Origin of the sequence: Acidovorax sp. 69 (genome assembly GCF_002797445.1) — a bacterium.
In the GTDB taxonomy this organism is placed as follows: domain Bacteria; phylum Pseudomonadota; class Gammaproteobacteria; order Burkholderiales; family Burkholderiaceae_C; genus Acidovorax.
In genome coordinates, this window is sequence record NZ_PGEP01000001.1 from 3,548,460 (window position 1) to 3,564,387 (window position 15,928).

Sequence of the window (15,928 nt, forward strand, 5' to 3'; positions counted from 1 at the left end):
ATTTGCTGTCGCGTGCGATACCCGGCGCCCGCGGGGTCGGCACCAACGGAACCGCTCACGCTGGCGCAACCGGGGCCGAGGCTGGCGTAGCAGGCGACGTACTGGGCGACATCGCGGCGGGAAGCGCCCCATCCACCTGGACATGCATGACCCGCTGCGGGTAGGGAATTTCGATCCGATGGGCCCGCAGTGCGCTCAGGATGGCGCAGTTGATCTCAGAGCGCAGGCCCAGCGCGCCATTTTCGGGGTCGGCAATCCAGAAACCCACGGTGAACTCCAGCCCATCGGCACCAAACGCCGACAGCGCTACGCTGGGTGCGGGCTCTCGCAACACCCGGGTGCTGGCCAGCGCAGCGTCGGCAAGCAGGCGCGTCACCAGATCCACATCGCTTTCATAAGCCACGCTGACCACGGTGGACAACCACACCCTGGGGTCAGCCAGCGACAGGTTTTCGACCCGCTGGGTGATCAACATCTCATTGGGTACGATGGACTCGCGGCCCGTGGACGATCGCACCACGGTGTAGCGGGCGTTGATATTGGTGATGCGCCCCTCGAAGTTGTCCACGCGCACGTTGTCACCAATTCGCATGCTGCGCTCGGCCAAAATGACAAAACCACTCACGTAGTTGGACGCCAGTTTCTGCAGCCCAAAACCAATACCCACGCCCACGGCACCGCCCAACACCGACAGCGCCGTCAGGTCGATGCCCACCGCCGACAGGGCCATGATGAGCCCCACAAAAATCAGCAGCGCCCGCACAGCATTGCTCACGGCCTTGCGCAGCGATAGCTCGGCCCCGGTGGCCGAGCGCAGGAGGCGCGACTCGATGGCCGCAGAAATCCACAACGCCACCAGCAGCACGGCAGCGGCCGTCAAAGCACCTTCGATCATGGTGCGCACCGACAGTGTGGTGCCCCCGACCTTCCAGTGGATCTGGTCCAGCTCATCGAGCACCAGTGGCAAAAGCCCGGTGACCCACAGCACCATGCCCAGCCAGGCCAGCCAGGAGATAGAGCGCTCGATGGGCCGCACCCAGGCTGCCTGGGGGTAAGCCACCTGCAGCACTTTCACGCCAATGCGAATCACCACCAGCGCCACCAACACCGGAATCGCCACCTTGAAGACGGCCAACGGCAACCAATGGTGCAGCAGCGTGCGCGCCACGTAGGCCAGGCCCAGGAGTACCAGCGGGAACAGCGCACCGTCCACGATCCGCACCCCGAACAGGATGGAGCGTGGATCGCCCCGGTGCAGGCCCCGCTGCAACAGGGAAACCAGCGCCCAGGCCAGCGCCACACACCCCACCAAAGTGGCCAGTTCCACCAGCACCGTCGGGCTCAGAAAGGCCTGTAACCACAGGCCCACATCGTCCAGCATCGGTTTGTCCATCACGCAGGTCCTCAGCGCTTCCAGCTGGGCTGGCGTTTTTCAGCAAAGGCGCGCGCACCTTCCTGCGCAGCCTCATCCATCATGTTGGTGGCCATGGCCTGGCCCGCCAGTTGGTAGGCAGCCTCCATGCCCAGCTCGCGCTGCTGATACACCAGCGCCTTGCCCATGGCCACCGCCACACGGGGCTTTTGCAGGATGGACTGCACCAGCTTTTCGACCTCGGCGTCCAGCGCGTCGGCGGACACCACGCGGTTCACCAGTCCTTGTGCCAGCGCGGTGGGGGCGTCGATGAAATCGCCGGTCAGCAGCATCTCCATCGCCCGCTTGGCCGGCACGTTGCGCACCAGCGGCACGCTGGGCGTCGCGCAGAACAAACCATAGTGAATGCCACTGGTGGCAAAACTGGCGCTGTCAGCCGCTACAGCCAGATCACACTGCGCCACCAGCTGGCAACCTGCCGCTGTGGCCATGCCCTGCACACGCGCAATCACGGGCACTGGCAGTTTGTGGATGGTCAGCATCATGCGGCTGCATTGGGCAAACAGCTTCTGGTAGTAAGCCAGCTCGGGGTTGGCAGCCATGTCCTTGAGGTTGTGCCCCGCGCAAAACGCTTTGCCCGCCGCAGCCAGCACCACCACGCGCACCGACTCGTCGCTGCCTGCCGCCTCCAACGCCTGCTGCAGCGCAGAGAGCATCTCGCTGCCCAAGGCGTTGAAACGTGCAGGATCGTTCAAGGTCAAAGTCACCACCCCGCGCGGGTCGCGGGTGATCTGCAGAAGATCCATGGAATGCGTTGTCATGTCGATTTCCTCTCCTCGCTTGACGGGACGCGAAGAATACAACTGGCGCACGCCCAATCAGCGGATTCCGCACAGCGGCTCAGGGGGATGGTCACAAGTCCGCCAGGACGCGCAGGTGCGCCTCCACGCTGCGCGCCAGCGGGCCCATCACGTAGCCGCCTTCCAGGCACGACACGATGCGGCCCTTGGAATAACGACGGGCCACGTCCTTCACGCGGTGGGTGATCCAGGTGTAGTCCTGCTCGGTCAGACCCAACTGGCCCATATCGTCCTCGCGGTGGCCATCAAAACCCGCGCTCACAAAAATCATCTCCGGCTTGAAGGCCTCCAGCCGGGGCATCCACATCATCTCGATGATCTCGCGGATGTCCATGCCGCGGGTGTATGCCGGCACCGGCACATTCACCATGTTGGGGGCAGGCTCGTGGTCGCCGCTGTACGGGTAGAACGGGTGCTGGAAGATGCTGACCATCAGCGCACGCGGGTCATTGGCCAGGATGTCCTCGGTGCCATTGCCGTGGTGCACGTCAAAGTCCACCACCGCCACACGCTGCAGGTTGTAGCGCTGTAGCGCGTACTTGGCCGCCACGGCCACGTTGTTGAAGAAACAAAAACCCATGGCCTTGTCACGGCAGGCATGGTGCCCAGGGGGACGCACCGCGCAGAACGCGTTTTCGACCTCACCCGCCATCACGGCATCGGTGGCCGCCAGCGCAGCCCCGGCGGCTCGCAGCGAGGCTTTCCAGGTGTGGGCGTTGATGGAGGTGTCGGTGTCGATCTGCGCATAGTTGGGGCCACCCGCCATCAGCTCCTCATTGAGCCGGTCAGACAGGCCGCGCAAGGCAGCGATGTGCATGCGCCCGTGGGCCAATTCGATGTCGGCCAGCGAGGCCTCGGGGGCCTCGTAGCGCTCCAGCGCGTCGCCCACGCCGGTGACCAGCAAGCGGTCTTCAATGGCATCCAGCCGCTCAGGACATTCGGGGTGCCCCGGGCCCATCTCGTGCTTCCAACAATCCCGGTGGGTGAAATAGCCCGTCTTGCTCACAGTCAATCCCCGTGTCTCGTATTTTTCGGATAACGTCATGCCATGAATGCACAGCACAAGATCAAATCGCTTCTGGATCAGCTTAACACGGTGATCGTGGGCAAAAAGGCCCAGGTCCAGGACTGCGTGGCCTGCCTGCTGGCGGGGGGCCATCTGCTCATCGAAGACGTGCCGGGCGTGGGCAAAACCACGCTGGCGCACGCGCTCTCGCACACCTTTGGCCTGCAGTTTTCACGCGTCCAGTTCACTGCCGACCTGATGCCCAGCGACCTGACCGGCGTGTCGGTGTATGAACGTGGCAAAGAGGCCTTCGTGTTCCACCCCGGCCCGGTGTTTGCCCAGGTGCTGCTGGCCGACGAAATCAACCGCGCCAGCCCCAAGACACAAAGCGCGCTGCTCGAAGCCATGGAGGAAAAACAGGTGTCGGTGGAAGGCGAAACCCGCGCCCTGCCACATCCCTTTTTTGTGATCGCCACCCAGAACCCGCACGACCAGCTGGGCACGTTTGCGCTGCCCGAGTCACAGCTCGACCGCTTTTTGATGCGCATCTCCATCGGTTATCCCGACCGCGCCGCCGAGCGTTTGCTTTTGGCGGGTGCCGACCGGCGCGACATGGTGAGCAGCTTGCTGCCCCTGCTGTCCGGCGACGAACTGACCGAGCTGCAGCGCCAGGTGCAGGCGGTGCACACGGCCGACCCGCTGCTCAACTATGTGCAGGATCTGATCGCCGCTACGCGCTCGGGCCGCTGGTTCCTGCAAGGCCTGTCGCCCCGCGCGGGCATTGCGATGCTGCGTGCGGCCAAGGCCCAGGCGCTCATCAGTGGACGCGACTATGTGGCGCCTGACGACGTGCAGGCCGTGCTGCCCCAGACCATCGCCCACCGCCTGGTGCCTGTGGGCGATGCCGGACGCGGCGCGGTAGAGCAGGTGCGCGCCATGGTGGAAGCCGTCCCGCTGCCCTGACCGATGGAATCCGCCGCCCAGAGCCCCCTCTCGCCCACCGCGCGCTGGCGCAGCTTGGCTGCCCGGCTCAGCCCCCTCGCGCCGCTTCGCAAACGTTTCCAGCGTTGGTGGCAGGCGCGGCTGCCCTTGAACGACACCCTGCTGCTCACGCAGCGCAACGTTTACATCCTGCCGACCAGCTCGGGATGGATGCTGGCGCTGACGCTGATCGTGCTGCTGGTGGCGTCCATCAACTACCAGCTCAACCTGGGCTATCTGCTGACCTTTCTGCTGGCGGGCAGCGCCGTGGCGGGCATGCACATCTGCCACGCCAACCTGCGCGGCCTGACCTTGCACCTGAAGGCGCCCGAGCCGCACTTCATGGGTACCAGCACGGCATTCGAGCTGCAGCTGTCCAGCGAGCGCAAGTCACCACGCTACGGCATTGCACTCGCGGTACACGGCATGGGCAAGGCCGAGCACCACTGGGCCTGGACGGACGTGCCCGCCCAGGGTCAGGCCAGCGTGCAGGTGGCCTTCCGGCCCACGCGCCGGGGCCTGCACCGCGTGCCAACGCTCACGGCCGAGACGCGGTTTCCGCTCGGCACCTTCCGCGTCTGGACCTACTGGCGCCCAGCGGCCGAAGTGTTGGTATACCCCGCACCGGAGGTGCCGACCCCCGCCCTGCCCCCAGGTGAGCCGCGCGCAGGGGGCACCGGCAGTGCCGCATCGCAGGGCATTGGCGAGTTCGACGGTGTGCGGGCCTACCGGCGCGGCGACCCGCTCAAGCTCGTGGTCTGGAAAAAAGCGGCCAAGTCGCTGGCCACGGGCACCGACGACCTGGTGAGCCGCGACGCCCAACAGGCCCAGCGTCATGAACTGTGGCTAGACCTGGCCCGCACCACACTGCCCGAGCAAGAAGCCCGCATCGCACGCCTGACGGCGTGGGTGCTGCAGGCCGACCGGCTGGGCCTGGACTACGGCCTGCGCCTGCCCGGGGTCGAGATTGCGCCCGATGCGGGTGCGGCCCACCGCAGGCGCTGCCTGGAAGCGCTGGCCTTGTGCTGACACCCTCCATGAACAGTTTTTGTATAAAAATGGCCTCTTGCGCATGCCCCATATGCGCAAGCAGCTATTTATTCAATAGCAAAAAAATCGCCCTGCCCCTGGCGCCCCCCGTATTGCCATGACCCTGCGCCAAACCCTTCACGCCCTGCCCCGCGATGCGCGCGACACCCTGTTTTTGCTGTTCGTGATCGCCTGGGTGATTGCGCCACAGGTGGGCGTTCTGCCCGTATGGGCCAGCCTGCTCGCAGGCGCGCTGCTGCTGTGGCGCGGTTGGCTGGCCTGGTACGGCCGCCCCCTGCCAGGGCGATGGGTGCTGGGCATTCCCCTGGTCTTGGCCGTGGCGGGCACGCTGTACACACACCGCACCATCCTGGGACGCGACGCGGGCGTGACGCTGATCGTGATGCTGCTGGCGCTCAAGATGCTGGAGCTGCGCGCGCGGCGCGATGCCATGGTGGTGTTTTTTCTGGGTTTCTTCACGATGCTCAGCAACTTCTTCTTCTCGCAGTCCCTGTTCACTGCGGCCGCCATGCTGATCGCGCTGCTCGGGCTGCTCGCGGCCGTGGTCAACGCCCACATGCCCGTGGGGCGCCCGCCGCTCGGGCAGGCCTTTCGCACGGCCGGCACCATGGCCTTGCTGGGCGCGCCCATCATGGCGGCGCTGTTCATGCTGTTTCCGCGCATGGCGCCGCTGTGGGGCATGCCCAGCGACACCATGGCGGGGCGCAGTGGTCTATCGGGCGTGATGAAGGTGGGCAACATTGCCGAGCTGGCGCTGGACGACAGCGTGGCGCTGCGCGTGCGTTTCGACAGCCCCGATGGCGCAGCACCGCCGCAAAGCGATCTGTACTTCCGTGGTCCCGTGTTCGGCCGCTTTGATGGCAGCGAGTGGCATCCACTCTCGGGGCGCACCGACGACATCGCCCTGTCGCGGCCCGGCACCTCGGCCAACCTGCAGGTCCGCGGCGAACCTGTGCGCTACGAGGTGACTCTGGAGCCCCACCAGCGCCCCTGGCTGCTGCTGCTGGACGCCGCCGTGAAAAAACCTGCAATCGCAGGCATGGGCACGTTCATGACGCAGGACCTGCAGTGGCTGACCAGCCGGCCCATCACCGACGTGGTCCGGTATCAGGCCGAGAGCTACCCCCAGTTCACACACGGGCCCAGCGCCCCCACCACCAACCTGCGCGCCTACACCGAGCTGCCCACGGGCTTCAACCCCCGCACCCTCGCGCTGGCCCAGCAGATGCGCAGCGACCCGCAAATCAACCCCAACCCCGCCCAAGACACCGCCGAGGCCCTGGTCAACGCTGCACTCGCGCGGCTGCGCTCCGGGGGTTACATCTACACCCTGGAGCCCGGTGTGTACGGCCAACACACCGCCGACGAGTTCTGGTTTGACCGCAAGGAAGGTTTTTGCGAACACATCGCCTCAGCCTTTGTGGTGCTGATGCGCGCGCTGGACATTCCGGCGCGCATCGTCACCGGCTACCAGGGCGGCGACCGCAACCCCGTGGACAACCTCTGGACAGTGCGCCAGAGTGATGCCCACGCCTGGGCCGAGGTCTGGATCGCGGGGCGCGGCTGGGTGCGGGTGGACCCCACCGGCGCCGTCTCGCCCGGACGCACCGGCGCTTTTCAAAGGCTGCGGGCGCCCCAAGGGGCCTTTGCATCGGCCATGGGCACGGTCATCAGCCCGGGCTTCGCGCAGAACCTGCGCGCGGTGTGGGAGGCCGTCAACAACGGCTGGAACCAATGGGTGCTCAACTACACCCAAAGCCGCCAGTTCGATCTACTCAAGTCGCTGGGTTTTGAGTCCCCCAGCTGGCAGGACCTGACCATGGTGCTGGGCATTCTCATCATCGTGGCGGCCCTCGGTGGCATGGTCTGGAGCCTGTGGGAGCGCAGCCAGCACGACCCCTGGCTGCGCCTGCTGGCGCGCGCGCGCCAGCGCCTGGCCCGCGCCGGGCTGGTGCTGCCCGATACTCTGCCGCCCCGCGCCATGGCCGAACGCGTGCAGGCACAATTTGGCGCCCCCGCCACGGCGGTGGCCGATTGGCTGCTGCGCCTCGAACACCTGCGCTATGCGCCCCATCCCGACACCGAATGGACCAGCCTGCGGCGCGAGTTCCGCACGCTGCCTTGGCCCCCTGCGCCCAAACCTTGACCCCCGGACATGCCGAAGACCCTCACCCCGATCACCGCATTAGCTACATTATTGATAGCATCTTGCGCACTATCCGCAAGCGCCAATACCACAAAACCCTCAAAACCCTCCCAATCCACCGCCACCAAGGCTCAGGCCAGCCACGGCCATGGCGCCGGAGGCGCCCGCGCCAAGACGCCGGTGCTTTATGCCTCGCGCCCCGAGGCCATGGACTTTGCCGACGACCTGGCCGCACGCCGAGACCTCGACCGCGAATGGGTGCGCCAGGCCATCGGGCAGGCGCATTTTCTGGGTCAGGTGCCCCGGCTGATGCTGCCACCCGCCAAGGGCACCGCCAAGAACTGGCGCGTGTACCGCAGCCGCTTCATCGACCCCATCCGCATCCGTGCGGGCCAGCGGTTTTGGCAAGAGAACCAGGCCGCGCTGGAGCGGGCCGAGCACGAGTACGGCGTGCCCGCCGAGATCATCGTGGGCATCATTGGGGTAGAGACGATTTACGGCCAGCAGATGGGTACCTTCCGTGTAATGGACGCGCTGGCCACGCTGGCGTTTGACTTCCCGTCAGCCCACCCGCGCGCCAAGGAGCGCACCGAATTCTTTCGCCGCGAGCTGGAGCAGTTTCTGAGCCTCACCAACCGCAGCAACACCGACCCGTTCGAGCCGCGCGGCAGCTACGCAGGGGCCATGGGCCTGGGGCAGTTCATGCCATCGAGCTGGGTGCGCTACGCGGTGGACTTTGATGGCGATGGCCGCGTGGACCTGTTCAAGAGCCCGGCCGACGCCATTGGTTCGGTGGCCAACTACTTCCGGGGCCATGGCTGGACACCGGGCATGCCCACCCACTTCGGCGTGCAGTTCGACACCACGCGCCTGCAACTCGACGAGTTGATGGCCCCCGACATCTTGCCCACCTTCAGCGTGCCCAGCATGCAGGCCAAGGGCGCGATGCTCGACGCCCAGGGTGAGCAGCACACCGGACCGTTGGCGCTGGTGGAACTGCAAAACGGCGGCGATGCGCCCAGCTACGTGGCGGGCACCGAGAACTTCTACGCCATCACGCGCTACAACTGGTCCAGCTACTACGCGATGGCCGTGATCGAGCTGGGCCGGGAAGTGGCTGCAGCGCGCGCGCGCTGATCCCGCGCGTACACCGCAGCGCTTTCGGAGCAGCAGGTGATGCGTACCGCTGGCCCGACGACCCAGGTGAGATTTGGCACGGCCCCCGGGCGCACTGGCGCAAGACAGTCCACAATGCCAGGCTTGGCCCGCTGGCCCGGCAGCCCTGCCACACCGGCACGCATCTTTGCCCCCTCACCTTCCCCATGCCTGCATCCCCTTCTCCAACGCCCGTTGCGGACGCTATCGTCCGTGTGCGCGGCGTGAGCAAAACCTACGCGGGCGGCTTCCAGGCGCTCAAAAACATTGATCTCGACATTCGGCGCGGCGAGATTTTTGCCTTGCTCGGCCCCAACGGCGCGGGCAAGACCACGCTCATCAGCGTGATCTGCGGCATGAGCAACGCCACGGCCGGGACCATCAGCGCCGACGGCCACGACACCGTACGGGACTACCGCGCAGCCCGCGCTGCCATTGGCCTTGTGCCCCAGGAGCTGCACACCGATTCGTTTGAAACCGTGTGGGCCACGGTCAACTTCAGCCGGGGCTTGTTTGGCAAGGCGCCCAACCCCGCGTTCATCGAAAAGATCCTCAAGGACCTGTCGCTCTGGGACAAGCGGGACAACAAAATCCTTGCGCTGTCGGGCGGCATGAAACGCCGCGTGCTGATTGCCAAAGCGCTGTCGCACGAACCCAAGATCTTGTTCCTGGACGAGCCCAGCGCGGGCGTGGACGTGGAGCTGCGACACGACATGTGGCGTCTGGTGCGGGCGCTGCGCGATGCGGGCACCACCATCATCCTGACCACACACTACCTGGAAGAAGCCGAGGACATGGCCGACCGCATCGGCGTGATCCGCAAGGGCGAGCTGATCGTGGTGGAAGACAAGGTGGTGCTGATGCGCAAGCTGGGCAAAAAGCAACTGGCCATCTCGCTGCAACTACCCATGGAGCAGGTGCCCGCATCGCTGGCCCGTTGGCCGCTGGTGCTCAGCCATGGCGGCACCACGCTCACCTACACCTTTGACACTCAGCAGGAGGACACCGGTATTGCCGCCCTCTTGCGCGCACTGGCCGAGCATGGCATTGACTTCAAGGACTTGCATTCCAGCGAGAGCTCGTTGGAAGACATCTTCGTGAGCCTGGTGCACCAGGACCAGAACCAGCCGCCCAACGAACACAAAGCATCCCAAGCATGACCGGCCTGAACCTGCATGGCGTGCGCGCCATCTACCGTTTTGAAATGAACCGCGCGTTTCGCACCTGGATGCAGAGCCTGATCGCGCCCGTACTCTCCACGGCGCTGTACTTCATTGTTTTTGGCTCTGCCATCGGCTCGCGCATGGGCGACATTGGCGGCGTGAGCTATGGCGCATACATCATCCCCGGCCTGCTCATGCTGTCGCTGCTCTCCGAGAGTATTTCCAACTCGGCCTTCGGCATCTACATGCCCAAGTGGTCCGGCACCATCTACGAGCTGCTCAGCGCGCCGGTCAACTGGGTCGAGGTGCTGCTGGGCTATGTCGGCGCGGCAGCGACCAAGTCGCTGCTGGTGTCGGTGCTCATCCTCGCCACCGCTCGGGTGTTCGTACCGTACGAGGTGGCGCACCCGGTGTGGATGGTGGGCTTTCTGGTGCTCACGGCCGTCACGTTCTGCCTGTTCGGCTTCATCATTGGCCTCTGGGCCGACAGTTTTCAAAAACTGCAGGTCATCCCGCTGCTGGTCATCACACCCCTGACCTTTCTGGGCGGTGCGTTCTACAGCATCAACATGCTGCCGCCGTTCTGGCAGACCGTTTCCCTGTTCAACCCGGTGGTCTATCTCATCAGTGGGCTGCGCTGGGCGTTCTATGGCCAGGCCGATGTCCACATCGGCGTGAGCACGGGCATGACGCTGGTGTTCATGGCCCTGTGCCTTGCCGTGGTTTGGTGGGTGTTCAAGACCGGGCACCGCATTCGGCGCTAAGCGCATCGCCTCAGTGTCGTGAGGCGAATGGCCGCATCAATAGCGCTGCATGGTGCAGCTGTGCGGCTGCTGTGCCTTGGCGGCAGGAATTTGCCGCACCACGCGAAAGCCGTAGCCTGAGCCTTCCACATCGAACTTCACGCCCGGCGCGCCTTTCTTGTCCATCACGCCCACGGCCAGCGCCTGCTGGAACTGGTGGTCTGCCGCGCGCATGCGGCCACCTTGGCCAGAGAGCTGCACGTTGGCGTTTTCCATCTGGCGTGCGATAGCCACTACGTCGGTGCTGCCCGCGCGCTCGATGGATTGCGCCAGCGCCTCCACCATGAGCTGCATGCGCATGTGCACATAGTCGTCCTGCGGCTTGGGAAAACGCGTGCGGAACGATTGGTAAAAACCTTCGCTCTGCGCACCCGGCACATTGGGCAGCCAGTCAGCCACCGCCACCACCTTGCCGATGCCTGCATCACCAATGGCGGCAGGTGCGCCCAGCGCATTGCCATAAAAGGTGTAGAAGCTGCCTTCGTAACCCACGTCGCGCGCAGCCTTCACCAACAGCGTTAAATCGTTGCCCCAATTGCCCGTGACCACCGCCTGTGCACCGCTGGCCTTGATCTTGACGGCGTAAGGCGCGAAGTCTTTCACGCGGCCGACGGGGTGCAGCTCTTCACCCACCACCGCCACATCGGGGCGCTGGGCGCCCAGCTGTTTCTTGGCCTCGCGCAGCACGGCCTGGCCAAAGCTGTAGTCCTGGCCAATGAGGTAAACGCTCTTCAAGGCCTTGTCCTCGCGCATCACCTCCATGAGCGCGGCCATGCGCATGTCGGCATGGGCATCAAAGCGGAAGTGCCAGAAGCTGCACTTCTCGTTGGTGAGGATGGGGTCCACCGCCGAGTAGTTGAGGAAAATCACGCGCTTGGTCGGCTCGCGCTCGTTGTGCTTGTTGATGGCCTCGATCAGCACGGCAGCAGTGGCCGAAGAATTGCCCTGCAGGATGACCTGCGCGCCATCGTCAATGGCGGCACGCAGTGCCGACAACGCCTCTTCGTTCTGGCCCTTGCTGTCATAGCGCTCCAGCGCCAGCGGGCGGGGCCCGCCCACGGCGGCTGGCAGCTGCACGCCACCGCGCGCGTTCACGCGCTCCAGGGCCCAGTACAGGTTGCGATAGACCGCTTCACCGGTGTTGGCAAACGGGCCCGACAGGCTTTCGATGAGCGCCATTTTCAGGGGCTTGGCCTGCGACACAGCGGCAGGCACTGGTGCCTGCGCCCAGCCGGCGGTCACGGGGGCCAGCGTGCCCGCCAGGGCCGCAGCAACGGCAAAAACAGACTGACGTAATGCCGCTGCGCCTGATTTCAAGCCCATGGATTGCAATTTATTCATGCCACTTCTTCCCTTGAAAAGCGACGCGGCCGCACACAACTCCTTGGCATGCGGCGACCACGTCGAGAGCCGCGCAGTGTATAGGAGTACCCCATGATCTTCGCCCCCATGATTCGCCGCGCCGCCTACGCCCAAGCCCCCCGTTCCGCCGACCTGGCATTGCAACGTTTTCTGATGGGCACGCTGGCAGAGCCCACCGCAGCGCGGTCTGCCGGCTGCACCGTGACCCAGGACGACAAGGTGACGACGCTGCAACTGGATGTGCCCGGCCTGGCCCGGGATCAACTGCAGATCAGCATTGAAGGCAACCAGGTGCGGGTACAGAGTGTGGAAGGCGCACCGCGCAAAGTACAGCGCGCCTGGGAGCTGACCGCTGAAGTGGATGCGAACGCCAGCACGGCCAAGCTCGAAAACGGCGTGCTGACCCTCACCCTGGCCCGCCTGGAACCCGTGAGCAAGGCCACCACCCTGACCATTCACTGAACGGACACGGGCCCCACCAGCGATGGCAGGGAACTGCCATCGCTACAAAACAAATAGCAAAGAAGGCATGTTGCACCAGCGCATCATGCCTTTTTTGCTGCATTTTTACCCCCACAGGCGCGTGAGACACACTGCGCGCTACCGTGCCCCCGCAGGCTCACTCATGCCGTAGCGCATCGATGGGGTCCATGCGCGCCGCGCGGCGCGCCGGGAAGTAGCCAAACACCACCCCAATCCCGGCCGAGAACACAAAAGAGAGCACATTCACCCCGGGGTTGAACAGGTAGGGCACGCCCATCAGGCCCGACAGCGCCAGCGATGCTGCCGTGGCCAGAACGATGCCGATGAGCCCGCCCAGCGCGGCCAGCACCACGGCTTCAATCAGGAATTGAAGCAGCACTTCACGTTCCAGAGCACCGATGGCCAGGCGCAGGCCGATCTCACGCGTGCGCTCGGTCACGCTCACCAGCATGATGTTCATGATGCCGATGCCGCCCACCAACAGGCTGACTGCAGCCACAGCGCCCAGCAACGTGGTCAGTACCTTGGTGGTGCCCGAGAGGGTGTCGGCGAGTTGTTTGGTGTCGAGCACGTTGAAGTTGTCTTCGTCCGAATCCGCCAACTTGCGCAGCTCCCGCAGCAGCTGCGTGAGGCTGGTCTTCACGCGCTCGGGGTCACTGCCGTCCTGCATCGACACCAGAAGCGTGTTCACCCGCGTGTTGCCCGTCACCCGGCGTTGCAGCGTGCGCAGTGGCACCAGCACCGTGTCATCCTGGTCATTGCCAAAAGCGCCCTGCCCCTTGGAGGTGAGCACACCCACCACTTCGCACGAAAACGCTTTGACGCGCAATTGCTCGCCCACGGCCTCAGCCGCGCCAAACAGCTCGCGGCGCACGGTTTCTCCGATCAGGCAGACGGCCGCCCCGGCGCGCAATTCCGCATCGGTAAAAATGCGGCCGGTGCGCACGGTCCAGTTGCCGGTCTTCAGCCAGGCATTGGTGCTGCCGATGACGCTGGTGGTCCAGTTGCGCCCGCCCACCACGGCGGTAGCGGCGGCGCGCGCCTCGGGCGCCACGGCCAGAATGCCGCCGATCTGCTGGGCGATCACATCGGCATCCGTGTCCTTGAAGGCCGGGGCTCCTGAACCGCCGCCCGGGCCCATGCGCTGGCCAGGGCGCACCTGCAGCAGGTTGGTGCCCAGGCCTGAGATCTGGTTCTGAATGGCCAGCGTGGCGCCGTTGCCCAGCGTGACCATGGTGATGACCGCGCTCACACCAATCACAATGCCCAGAATGGTGAGAAACGAGCGCATGAGGTTGCGCCGAATGGAGCGCAGCGCCAGCAGCAACGTATTGAGCAGCATCAGTGGCCTCCCACATCCGAGGTAACTACCGCCGCAGTCGACACGACCGACGTCGCCAACGCGGCATCCGCGCTCAGGCCCTTGGGGTGCGGGTTGGCAGCGTCGCTGTCCACCACACCGTCCACAAACCGCACGATGCGCCGTGCGTACTGCGCCATGTCGGGCTCGTGCGTGACCATCAGCACAGTGATGCCGTGGTCGGCATTCAGGCGCCAAAGCAGCTCCATGATTTCGTAACTGCGCTGGGTATCGAGGTTACCTGTGGGCTCATCGGCCAGCAGCACATCGGGTTCGGTGACGATGGCGCGTGCAATCGCCACGCGCTGCTGCTGCCCGCCCGACAACTCGGCAGGCGTGTGGTGCTCCCAGCCCGTGAGGCCCACCGCCGCCAGTGCGCGCGCTGCGGCCGCGTGCCGTGCCGTGGCCGACTCGCCCCGGTACAACAGGGGCAGTTCCACGTTCTCTTGCGCCGAGGTGCGTGCCAGCAGGTTGAAGCCCTGAAACACAAAACCAAAGTAGCGACGCCGCAGCCGCGCCCGCTCGTCGCGCGAGAGCGACTCCACATGCACGCCCTTGAAAAGGTACTCGCCCGTGGTGGGTCGGTCCAGACAACCCAGCGTGTTCATGGCTGTGGACTTGCCCGAGCCGCTCGGGCCCATGATGGCCACAAAGTCACCCTGGGCAATGTCCAGGTCCACACCCTTCAAAGCCTGGAAGGCCAACGCGCCTTCGCCATAGACCTTGGTCACGCCGCGCAGGCGGATGATGGGGGTGCCACCCGCCACACTCATGGCTTGGCCCCGGCCGCGCGTTGGTCGGTGATCACAGCCATGCCGGGCGTAAGACCTTCACCCGTGACCTCAGTGTGGCGGCCATCGCTGATACCCACCTGCACGTTGATAAGTTGGGCAGCGCCGTCCTGCAGCACCCACACCTGGCGCGTCTTGCCGGCACCATCGCCCGCATCGGCCCCGCTGCCCGGCTTGCGCGGGCCCGAGCCAGAGCGTGGCATGCGTGGCATGAGTTGCGACATGATCCCCCCACCACTGCCCGATGCTGCAGGCTTGGCACCACCCGCACCCTGCTGGGCCTGCGCACCTGCCGCCTGCGCAGGCGTGAAACGCAGCGCTGTGTTGGGCACCAGCAGCACGTCCTTGCGCTCGGTGGACGTGACGGTGGCCGCTGCCGTCATGCCCGGGCGCAGGCTCATATCGCTGTTGTTCACATCCAGCCAGGTGATGTAGGTGACCACGTTGTCGGTCTTGGTGGAGCCAAAAGACACGCGCGTGACCTTGGCCGGGTAGCGGCGCGAGGGGTAGGCGCTGACAGTGAAGCTGGCGTCCTGCCCCACTTTCACCGAACCCACATCGGCTTCATCCACATTCACATCGAGCCGCAGCCGCGTGAGGTCTTCGGCCACGGTGAAGAGCGTAACGGCTTGCAGCGATGCGGCCACCGCGTTGCCGGGCTCCACCGTGCGGGTGAGCACTACGCCGTCAATGGGCGAACGGATGGATGCCTTGGACAGGTTGGTCTCATCGGCAGACAACGCGGCGCGCGCGTCCTCCACCGTGGCCCGCGCGCTGGTTTCGTCCGCACGGGCTCGGTCCAGCGTGGCGCGGCCGGTGTCCAGCTCGGCGGCCGATGGCACCTTGCCGCCCGACAGGCGGGCGACTTCTTCTAACCGACCCAGGTTGGCGATGGCCTCCTTCGTGGTGGCCAGTGCCTGGGCCAGCCGGGCCTGTGCAGACGCCAGCGAGGCGCGGGAGCGCAGCACCTGCGAGTCGAGTTTGGCGGTGTCCAACTCCACCAGCAACTGCCCTTTCTTGACCTTGTCGTTCACGTCCACCCGCACATTGCGCACCGTGCCCGACAGCTCGCTGCCAATGGTGACCGAGCGCGTGGGCTGCAGCGTGCCGTTGGCCGACACGGTCAGCGTGAGGTTGCCGCGCCGCAGCTCCTCGGTCACATACCGGGGTGCCGTGCTGGCACTTTGGCCCGATTGCCAGACGTAGATACCGACGCCCACGGCGGCCAGCGCAGCCACACTCCACCACAACAAAGCCCGCTGCCACCAGCGGCGTGGGCGATCAGCGCCCAGCAGCGTATTCAGATCGGTCGGGGCTGCGGTTGCCATGGGGGCTTCGGTTTTTGACATGGAGCGTGATTCAGAAAACATAGGAACGGACGGGCGGCACGATGAAG

At 65.4% G+C, this 15,928-nt stretch carries 14 protein-coding genes; 7 read left to right on the forward strand and 7 right to left on the reverse strand.

Annotated features, from left to right (window positions below; genetic code table 11):
* Window positions 1-55: 55 nt before the first annotated feature.
* The 3 genes from CLU85_RS16290 to CLU85_RS16300 form a co-directional block, all read right to left on the reverse strand.
* Window positions 56-1,393, reverse strand: coding sequence for a mechanosensitive ion channel family protein (locus CLU85_RS16290; protein WP_100411171.1), 1,338 nt, complete (start codon window positions 1,391-1,393; stop codon window positions 56-58).
* An 11-nt stretch (window positions 1,394-1,404) separates the two neighbouring features.
* Window positions 1,405-2,193, reverse strand: coding sequence for an enoyl-CoA hydratase (locus tag CLU85_RS16295; RefSeq protein WP_100411172.1), 789 nt, complete (start codon window positions 2,191-2,193; stop codon window positions 1,405-1,407).
* Window positions 2,194-2,284: 91 nt separating this feature from the next.
* Window positions 2,285-3,238, reverse strand: coding sequence for a histone deacetylase family protein (locus CLU85_RS16300; RefSeq protein WP_198509276.1), 954 nt, complete (start codon window positions 3,236-3,238; stop codon window positions 2,285-2,287).
* A gap of 42 nt (window positions 3,239-3,280) precedes the next feature.
* Here CLU85_RS16300 and CLU85_RS16305 point away from each other — a divergent pair, with 42 nt between their 5' ends.
* From CLU85_RS16305 to CLU85_RS16330, 6 genes are all read left to right on the forward strand, one after another.
* The gene (locus tag CLU85_RS16305; protein ID WP_100411174.1) at window positions 3,281-4,201 is read left to right on the forward strand and encodes a MoxR family ATPase; all 921 of its coding nucleotides are present in this window, start codon (window positions 3,281-3,283) and stop codon (window positions 4,199-4,201) included.
* 3 nt (window positions 4,202-4,204) lie between these two features.
* Window positions 4,205-5,248, forward strand: a complete 1,044-nt coding sequence (locus tag CLU85_RS16310) for a DUF58 domain-containing protein (RefSeq protein ID WP_100411175.1) — start codon at window positions 4,205-4,207, stop codon at window positions 5,246-5,248.
* A 118-nt stretch (window positions 5,249-5,366) separates the two neighbouring features.
* Window positions 5,367-7,415, forward strand: a complete 2,049-nt coding sequence (locus CLU85_RS16315) for a DUF3488 and transglutaminase-like domain-containing protein (protein ID WP_100411176.1) — start codon at window positions 5,367-5,369, stop codon at window positions 7,413-7,415.
* Window positions 7,416-7,595: 180 nt separating this feature from the next.
* A complete protein-coding gene (gene mltB, locus CLU85_RS16320; RefSeq protein ID WP_232727845.1) occupies window positions 7,596-8,552 on the forward strand; it encodes a lytic murein transglycosylase B in 957 nt (318 codons plus the stop codon).
* A gap of 185 nt (window positions 8,553-8,737) precedes the next feature.
* A complete protein-coding gene (locus tag CLU85_RS16325) occupies window positions 8,738-9,730 on the forward strand; it encodes an ABC transporter ATP-binding protein (RefSeq protein WP_100411178.1) in 993 nt (330 codons plus the stop codon).
* A 5-nt stretch (window positions 9,731-9,735) separates the two neighbouring features.
* Complete coding sequence (locus CLU85_RS16330; protein ID WP_100412597.1) at window positions 9,736-10,497, forward strand: ABC transporter permease; 762 nt, start codon at window positions 9,736-9,738, stop codon at window positions 10,495-10,497.
* Window positions 10,498-10,533: 36 nt separating this feature from the next.
* On the opposite strand, the gene CLU85_RS16335 is transcribed toward CLU85_RS16330, so the two are convergent.
* Window positions 10,534-11,877, reverse strand: coding sequence for a branched-chain amino acid ABC transporter substrate-binding protein (locus CLU85_RS16335; RefSeq protein ID WP_100411179.1), 1,344 nt, complete (start codon window positions 11,875-11,877; stop codon window positions 10,534-10,536).
* Window positions 11,878-11,970: 93 nt separating this feature from the next.
* Here CLU85_RS16335 and CLU85_RS16340 point away from each other — a divergent pair, with 93 nt between their 5' ends.
* On the forward strand, window positions 11,971-12,360 hold the full coding sequence (locus tag CLU85_RS16340) for an Hsp20/alpha crystallin family protein (protein WP_100411180.1): 390 nt from the start codon (window positions 11,971-11,973) through the stop codon (window positions 12,358-12,360).
* A 157-nt stretch (window positions 12,361-12,517) separates the two neighbouring features.
* Here the strand turns inward: CLU85_RS16340 and CLU85_RS16345 are convergent, their stop codons facing one another.
* Genes CLU85_RS16345 through CLU85_RS16355 form a run of 3 tightly spaced genes read right to left on the reverse strand, consistent with a single transcriptional unit; the run spans window position 12,518 to window position 15,881 of the window.
* On the reverse strand, window positions 12,518-13,723 hold the full coding sequence (locus CLU85_RS16345; protein ID WP_100411181.1) for an ABC transporter permease: 1,206 nt from the start codon (window positions 13,721-13,723) through the stop codon (window positions 12,518-12,520).
* Complete coding sequence (locus tag CLU85_RS16350; RefSeq protein WP_100411182.1) at window positions 13,723-14,514, reverse strand: ABC transporter ATP-binding protein; 792 nt, start codon at window positions 14,512-14,514, stop codon at window positions 13,723-13,725. The genes CLU85_RS16345 and CLU85_RS16350 overlap by 1 nt, the downstream gene beginning before the upstream one ends.
* Complete coding sequence (locus CLU85_RS16355) at window positions 14,511-15,881, reverse strand: efflux RND transporter periplasmic adaptor subunit (protein ID WP_100411183.1); 1,371 nt, start codon at window positions 15,879-15,881, stop codon at window positions 14,511-14,513. The genes CLU85_RS16350 and CLU85_RS16355 overlap by 4 nt, the downstream gene beginning before the upstream one ends.
* Between the last annotated feature and the right edge of the window lie 47 nt (window positions 15,882-15,928).